The sequence below is a fragment of the Plantactinospora mayteni genome (assembly GCF_016862935.1).
GTDB lineage: Bacteria > Actinomycetota > Actinomycetes > Mycobacteriales > Micromonosporaceae > Plantactinospora > Plantactinospora mayteni.
Genome location: NZ_BONX01000069.1, coordinates 50,125 through 56,380, shown reverse-complemented (window position 1 = coordinate 56,380; position 6,256 = coordinate 50,125). Strand labels below are relative to the sequence as shown.

The window sequence follows — 6,256 nt, the reverse complement described above, 5'->3', positions numbered from 1 at the left end:
ACGGTGGCGGCACTCGCCGCCGTGACGGACATCGACGAGATGCTGGCGAACGCTGCCCGGACGGAGGAAGCGCTGGTCGAAATCATGACCACCAGCGCCGAGGGGCGCAGCCCGGACCACCAGATCGTCGTGCGACTCGGCCTCAACGAAGGTATCACCGGACTGGACGCCGATCCGTACTGGCTCGGCACCGCCTCCGCCGACCGGGTGGCGGCGAGCATCCAGGATGCCTGCCGGGCCGCCCAGGACCAACTCGACCGGGCCGTCCGGGAGGCATTCGAGCTGCTGGGCCCGATGCGGGACCTCCCCGCTCTCGCGGGCTTCCTGGAGCAGCTCACTCGATTGATGGGCGTCGCGTCGCCAGCGAGCTGACCGACACGAGGGGGCCGGTGGCGCCCACCGGGCCGAAAGGATGATGAGCGATGTCCGGAAACTCGGGCGGCGGAGAGGACGCGACGGCCGCGCATCTCGCGGCGATCAACGCGGACGCCACGAAGTGGTTCGCCATGTCCGATGTACTGAACGAGATGGCAGGTCTCGTCGGAAGCATTCGGATCGACGGCCAGGGGTTGTCGTTCTTCGGCCATGTGACCGGGCTGACCGCCGCCTACAATACGGCGCTGGGGCAGCTCGCCAAGCTGATCACGGAGGGCTCCGCAGACTTCGACGAGGTCGGCGAGAAGCTGCTGAAAGCGGCCAGAAACTACGAGGACAGCGACGAGCGGGCCGCCGCCCGGCACAAGTTCACCTGGTGAACCTCGGTATTCCCAGGGCGTCGATCCGCATGACTGAAAGAGAGATATCACGATGAGTACGGATGGCGAATCGGCACGGAAATCCTGGGACAAGGTCGAGTCGCGGAGCGACAGGTTCCACTCGGCGTTCGAGCTGAAGATGAAGCTGCCCTGGCCGGGGCCGATGAAGGATTCGGCCAGGAACAGGATGGCCGAGTTCGACGCGAAGAAGACGCAACTTACCAACGAGTTGACGCCGCTCGTCTCCAACCCCGGAAGCCCGATCGGGCTGTTGGCCGTCGGAGTCGCCTGGGAGACCATGAAGAAGCAGGCGGAGTTGTTGGTTGGAGAGATCACGGCCAGCCCGCAGGCGGCGGGTAAGAACGGGCTCAAGGTCGACGACTTCTGGAAGGGCGACGCCGCAAAGGCATACCAGGCGATCCTGCCGGACCGCCAAGCTGCGCTGGTCGGTCTCCGGGAAGCCGCCGGCATCATGCGAGAGGTGCTGGAGGAGGCCCGGGGGGCGATCAACAACCTGTTCATCAAAGTGGTGGCCGGACTCGCCGGCGCGATCATCGGGATCGGGGTCGCAATCGCCACCGCCGGACCGGGCGCGGCCGCCGGCGTCGGCGTGGTGGCGCTCGGGGCCGCCCTGTCGATCATCCTTCCGGCCATGATCGACATACAGGAGACGATGCGGACTCTCAAGGCGCAGATCGAAAAGATCCCGGCTTTCACGGAGTACGAGCGGTACCCCGGCGGCCACTGGCCCACGCTGGCGGCGTCGTAAGCGTCAGGCACGAATCAGTTCTTGCAGTCCGGGCAATCGGTGAGAGCCTTGATATCCGGCGGTCGGGGGGGCGCTGCTGGGACATCGCGGGCTGCGGCCTCGGCGCCCTGACGCGCCAACTCAGGAGCGCTCGGTCGCGGACGTGGGTGGGAGTTTGCGGACCCTGGACGGGCTGCTTGACGGGTATCTGCCCGAAGATGACACCGAGGCCGCCGATCTGGCGCGGCTACGCGCTATGGTGCGACGGGTACGCGCTGGCCCGGGGCGGCCGGCTGCCCGGCAACGCCTCGACCGGTACGACCGGTCGGGTTGTCGCCGGCGGCTGAGCACCGGCGTGGTCGTGGCGACCGCTGTGACGGGTGGATTGGGCACCCGGGCACCGGGCCGTGTGGTGGAGAACCGCGCGGCGCGGTGCGGCCGGGATCAGCCCGGGAGTGCGTACGCCCGGATGACGCTCTGTTCACCTGCCCGGGGAGTAAGGATGACGTTGCCGGCACCTGACCCCATCCGGTGATTATCAGCGCGGGTGGGTGGGTAGAACGCGGACGGATCGGCGCAGCAGAACTTTCTCGGCGCGAGGTGTCGAATTCGGCGGCTCCCCGTTCGTCGTACTGACGACAGCACCTCAGACCGACCAAGGAGCAACCAATGCGTACCCTGATCGCCACCGCGTTCGTCTCGCTCGACGGCGTCGTGGAGGCGGCCGGCGGAGAACCGGGCTACCGCAACTCGGGCTGGACCTTCAAGGACATCGAGTTCGACGAGGCCGTCTACGAGATCAAGGGAAGCGAGCAGGACGAGGCCGCGGCCATGATGCTGGGCCGGCTCAGCTACCAGCTGTTCGCACCGGTGTGGCCGGGTATGACCACGGAGTTTCCCACCTACAACGCGATGCCGAAGTACGTCGTGTCGACCACGCTGCAGGAGAAGGACCTCGTGTCCAACTGGGGCGAGATCAGCATCCTCCGTTCACTGGACGACGTCGCCGCACTCAAGGAGACCGAGGGCGGGCCGATCATCATCCACGGCAGCGCCACCCTGAACCGCGACCTGTCCGACGCTCACCTGATCGACCGCTACCACCTGCTGGTGTACCCGGTCCTGCTCGGCGCGGGCAAGCGGCTGTTCAGCGACGCCGACAAGGACAAGCAGAACCTCAAACTGATCGAGAGCGAGTCCTACGCCAACGGAGTCCAGAAGATGCTCTACGACGTCGTCCGCTGACCGGCACCGCCGGGGTCGGCCAGTTCAGAGGCCGACCCCACCGAACACCCGTCACCTGCTGCTCGGTCAGCTTCCGGTTTGGCGCGCGGGCATTCGGTGTCCTCGGCGGAGACGCCGGCGCCGAGGGTGTGGCAGACGTCTTTGGCGCCGTGGATCGCGATGTCGTCTTTGCAGCCGGAGCCACCCATGCCCTCGGTCACTGTCGGCGTGCGTGCGACGGTCGTGTCCAGCCGGGGGGCGGGAAATGCCTCGGCGAGCGGGGGATCGTCGGTGGTCGGATCGAGGGGTATGACCTGCCGCTTCCTGACTGACAAGTCGCTGTTGATGATGAGATAAGGGAAGGGGCGGCTGCAACGGGTGGATGTCGCTGTTGCGGGTTAGCCTGCACTTCCGCTCACATATCGATCGGGTCGGACGTCAGCAGCTGCTTCAGGAGGAGCATGGAGTTTCGGATCCTCGGGCCGCTGGAGGTCTGGGACGGTGAGAGCCTGGTTGCGGTCACTGCGGCGAAGCAGCGGACGCTGCTGGCGTTGTTGCTGCTCAACGTGGGCCGGGTCGTCGCCGTGGACGACCTCGTCGACGAGCTGTGGGGCGGACGACTGCCGTCGCAGCCCCGCGCCACCCTGCACGCACACGTACACCGCCTCCGTCAGGTACTACGTCGGACGGACCGGTCCGGTGCGGTGGTGCTCGCCACGAGGCCGACCGGATACCTGCTCCGGGTAGCCCCGGACAACCTTGACCGGCACCGGTGGCAGCGGCTGGTGGGCGAGGGGCGGGCCGCGCTGGCCGAAGGCGACCGCAATCTGGCGGTGACCCGGTTCCGGTCGGCGTTGGCGGTCTGGCGCGGGCGAGCCCTGGCAGACGTCGGCACGTCGGCGGTCCGGGCGGAGGCGCGAGGGCTGGACGAGGAGCGCTGGGAGGTGCTGGAGCGGTGCCTCGCCGCAGAACTCGCCCTCGGCCGGCACTCGGCGGTGTTGCCGGAACTGGAGACGCTGGTCGACACGCAGCCGTACCGGGAAGGGCTGACGGGCAAGCTGATGCTCGCGCTGAGTCGGGCGGACCGACACGCCGACGCACTGGCCGTCTTCGCCCGGGTCCGGGATCGGCTGGTCCGGGAGTTGGGCGTCGAGCCCGGGGCCGAACTGCAAGAACTGCACCAAACGATCCTGCGCGGCGAACTCGACCCTCCGGAGCCGCGTGCTTCCGAACCGACGCCCAGGCCGGCTGCATTCGGGACCGGCGGGGCCGGGTCCGCGACCGCGCCGACCGGACCCGTGACCCCGATCCGGCTCCGAGCCGAGGTGCCGGCCCAGCTTCCGCTGGACGTGTACGGCTTCGCCGGCCGCACGGACGAACTCGCCCGGCTCGACGCGATCCTGGCAGCGGCGGACCGGCAGCCCAGCGCCGTCGCGGTCGTCGTGCTGTCCGGTACGGCCGGCGTCGGCAAGACCACGCTCGCCGTGCACTGGGCGCGCCGAATCGCCGACCGCTTTCCGGACGGGCAGCTCTACGCGAATCTCCGCGGCTTCGACGCCCGGGCCGGTACCGACCCGTCCGACGCGCTGCGCGGGTTCCTCGGCGCGCTCGGCGTACCGCCGCTGCGGATCCCGGCCGGACTGGACGACCAGGCCGCGATGTACCGCAGCGTGCTGAACGGGCGGCGGGTACTGGTGCTGCTGGACAACGCCCGCGACACCCAGCAGGTCCGTCCAGCGCTCCCGGGCGCGCCGGGCTGCCTGGTACTGGTGACCAGCCGGAACTGGCTGCCCGGGCTGGCCGCTTCGGTTGGCGCCCACCCGCTGCCGGTGGACCTGCTCCCCGACGCGGCGGCGCGGGACCTGTTCACCAGCCGCGTCAACCCGGATCGGGTGACCGCCGAGCCCGATGCCGTGGACGACATCGTCGCGGCCTGCGCCGGACTGCCACTCGCGCTGAGCGTGGTGGCCGCCCGGGCCGCCGCTCAGCCGGGGTTCCCGTTGGGTGTGCTGGCCGACGAACTCCGTCACGCGCCCGCAACGCTGGACGCGATCGGCGACGGGACCGACAGCACCGACGTACGGGCGGTCTTCTCCTGGTCGTACCAGGCCCTCGGCGCGTCAGCGGCCCGGCTGTTCCGGCTGTTGGGGCTGCATCCTGGTCCGGACCTGACCCTGCCCGCCGCGGCGAGCCTCGCCGATCTGCCGGCTTCCCGGATACGGCCGCTGCTGGCCGAGCTGACCCGGGCGCATCTGGTCACCGAGCATGTCCCCGGTCGGTACACCTTCCACGACCTGCTCCGGGCGTACGCGGCGGAGTTGGCCGAGGCCGTCGACCCACCGACCGTACGCCGTACGGCGGTGCACCGGCTGCTCGACCACTACCTGCACACCGCTGCCGCCGCCGATCGGCTGCTCCGACCGCACCAGAAGGCGTTGCCACTGCCGCCCCTGACCCCGGGTGTCGATCCGGAACCGATCACCGACCACCGGCAGGCGCTGACCTGGTTCACCCGGGAACACGCCGCGCTGGTCGCCGCAGTCGACCTGGCCGCCAGGAGCGGGTTCCCCGGCCACGCCTGGCAACTGGCCTGGACCCTCACCGAGTACTTCGACCGGCAGGGGCACTGGCACGACTGGGCCGCCACCCAGCACACCGCCGTGGAAGCGGCGCGCGAACTGTCCGACCCGGTCGGGCAGGCCCGCGCCCACCGCGAGCTGGGCCGGGCGTACGCCCAACTGGGGCGGCTGACCGATGCCGAACGGCGGCTGGGCCGGGCACTGGAACTTTTCGAGCGGATCGGCGACCGGACGTATCAGGCGTACACGCGGCACAGTCTGGGTGCGGTCCTGGACCGGCAGGACCGGACCCGGGAGGCCCTGGACCACGCCCGACAGGTCCTGGAACTGGTCCGGCGCGGCGACAACCTGGTGGAGCAGGCCAGCGCCCGCAGCGCGATCGGCTGGTACCAGATGCGGCTCGGAGACCATACCGAGGCGATCAGCGAGTGCCGGGCGGCGCTCGCCATCCAGCAGGAACTCGGTGACCGGCGCGGCCAGGCCAGCACCTGGGCAAACCTCGCCAGCGCCCACCACCACCTCGGCCAGCACGACCAGGCCGACCGATGCTACCGGCAGGCCCTCGACCTGTACCGGGACCTCGGCGACCGTTACTACCTGGCCCAATTACTCGGCCAGATGGGCGACAACCACCAGGCAGCAGAACAGCTCGACGCCGCACAGGACGTCTGGCGAGCAGCGCTGGAGATCCTGCACGAACTCGACCACCACGATGCCGAACCGCTGCGGAAGAAGCTCGCCTCGCAGTACTGAGCTGCGGAATGGTCCCTGCTGCTTTGGGTGTGCCGTCCGTAGTTGGGTGAGGAACAGTTGGGCGGCTGTGGTGAGGGTGACGTGGCGGTGCCAGCCGATCCAGGAGCGGCCTTCGAAGTGGTCGAGTGCCTGGAATGACCAGGTGCCTGGAATGACCAGGCGTCGTCGATCGGTTACATCGGCTGTCCATAGCCCGA

The 6,256-nt window shown here is 69.4% G+C and carries 7 protein-coding genes; 6 read left to right on the top strand and 1 reads right to left on the bottom strand.

What is annotated here, in order from left to right; all coding sequences use genetic code 11:
• The 5 genes from Pma05_RS39460 to Pma05_RS39445 form a co-directional block, all read left to right on the top strand.
• Positions 1–372 (top strand): hypothetical protein (locus tag Pma05_RS39460; protein WP_203862652.1); only part of this gene is annotated, 372 nt, incomplete at its 5' end.
• Between the two features lie 50 nt (positions 373–422).
• A complete protein-coding gene (locus Pma05_RS39455; RefSeq protein WP_203862651.1) occupies positions 423–755 on the top strand; it encodes a hypothetical protein in 333 nt (110 codons plus the stop codon).
• Positions 756–807: 52 nt separating this feature from the next.
• On the top strand, positions 808–1,524 hold the full coding sequence (locus Pma05_RS39450; RefSeq protein ID WP_203862650.1) for a hypothetical protein: 717 nt from the start codon (positions 808–810) through the stop codon (positions 1,522–1,524).
• Positions 1,525–1,721: 197 nt separating this feature from the next.
• Positions 1,722–1,850: a hypothetical protein gene (locus Pma05_RS43670; protein WP_275414819.1), complete on the top strand. Its 129-nt coding sequence runs from the start codon at positions 1,722–1,724 to the stop codon at positions 1,848–1,850.
• 322 nt (positions 1,851–2,172) lie between these two features.
• Positions 2,173–2,748: a dihydrofolate reductase family protein gene (locus Pma05_RS39445; protein ID WP_203862649.1), complete on the top strand. Its 576-nt coding sequence runs from the start codon at positions 2,173–2,175 to the stop codon at positions 2,746–2,748.
• Here Pma05_RS39445 and Pma05_RS39440 read toward each other — a convergent pair.
• Entirely contained in the window at positions 2,730–3,062 is a 333-nt protein-coding gene (locus tag Pma05_RS39440) for a hypothetical protein (RefSeq protein ID WP_203862648.1), read from the bottom strand. The genes Pma05_RS39445 and Pma05_RS39440 overlap by 19 nt on opposite strands.
• A gap of 126 nt (positions 3,063–3,188) precedes the next feature.
• Here Pma05_RS39440 and Pma05_RS39435 point away from each other — a divergent pair, with 126 nt between their 5' ends.
• Positions 3,189–6,059 carry an AfsR/SARP family transcriptional regulator gene (locus Pma05_RS39435; protein ID WP_203862647.1) on the top strand — a complete coding sequence of 957 codons (2,871 nt, stop codon included), beginning with the start codon at positions 3,189–3,191 and terminating at the stop codon, positions 6,057–6,059.
• Positions 6,060–6,256: the final 197 nt, after the last annotated feature.

Bases quoted from the DNA above. Each gene is read 5' to 3' on its own strand.
- Pma05_RS39455 (WP_203862651.1), top strand. From the start codon at position 423: ATGTCCGGAAACTCGGGCGGCGGAGAGGACGCGACGGCCGCGCATCTC.
- Pma05_RS39450 (WP_203862650.1), top strand. From the start codon at position 808: ATGAGTACGGATGGCGAATCGGCACGGAAATCCTGGGACAAGGTCGAG.
- Pma05_RS43670 (WP_275414819.1), top strand. From the start codon at position 1,722: ATGACACCGAGGCCGCCGATCTGGCGCGGCTACGCGCTATGGTGCGAC.
- Pma05_RS39445 (WP_203862649.1), top strand. From the start codon at position 2,173: ATGCGTACCCTGATCGCCACCGCGTTCGTCTCGCTCGACGGCGTCGTG.
- Pma05_RS39435 (WP_203862647.1), top strand. From the start codon at position 3,189: ATGGAGTTTCGGATCCTCGGGCCGCTGGAGGTCTGGGACGGTGAGAGC.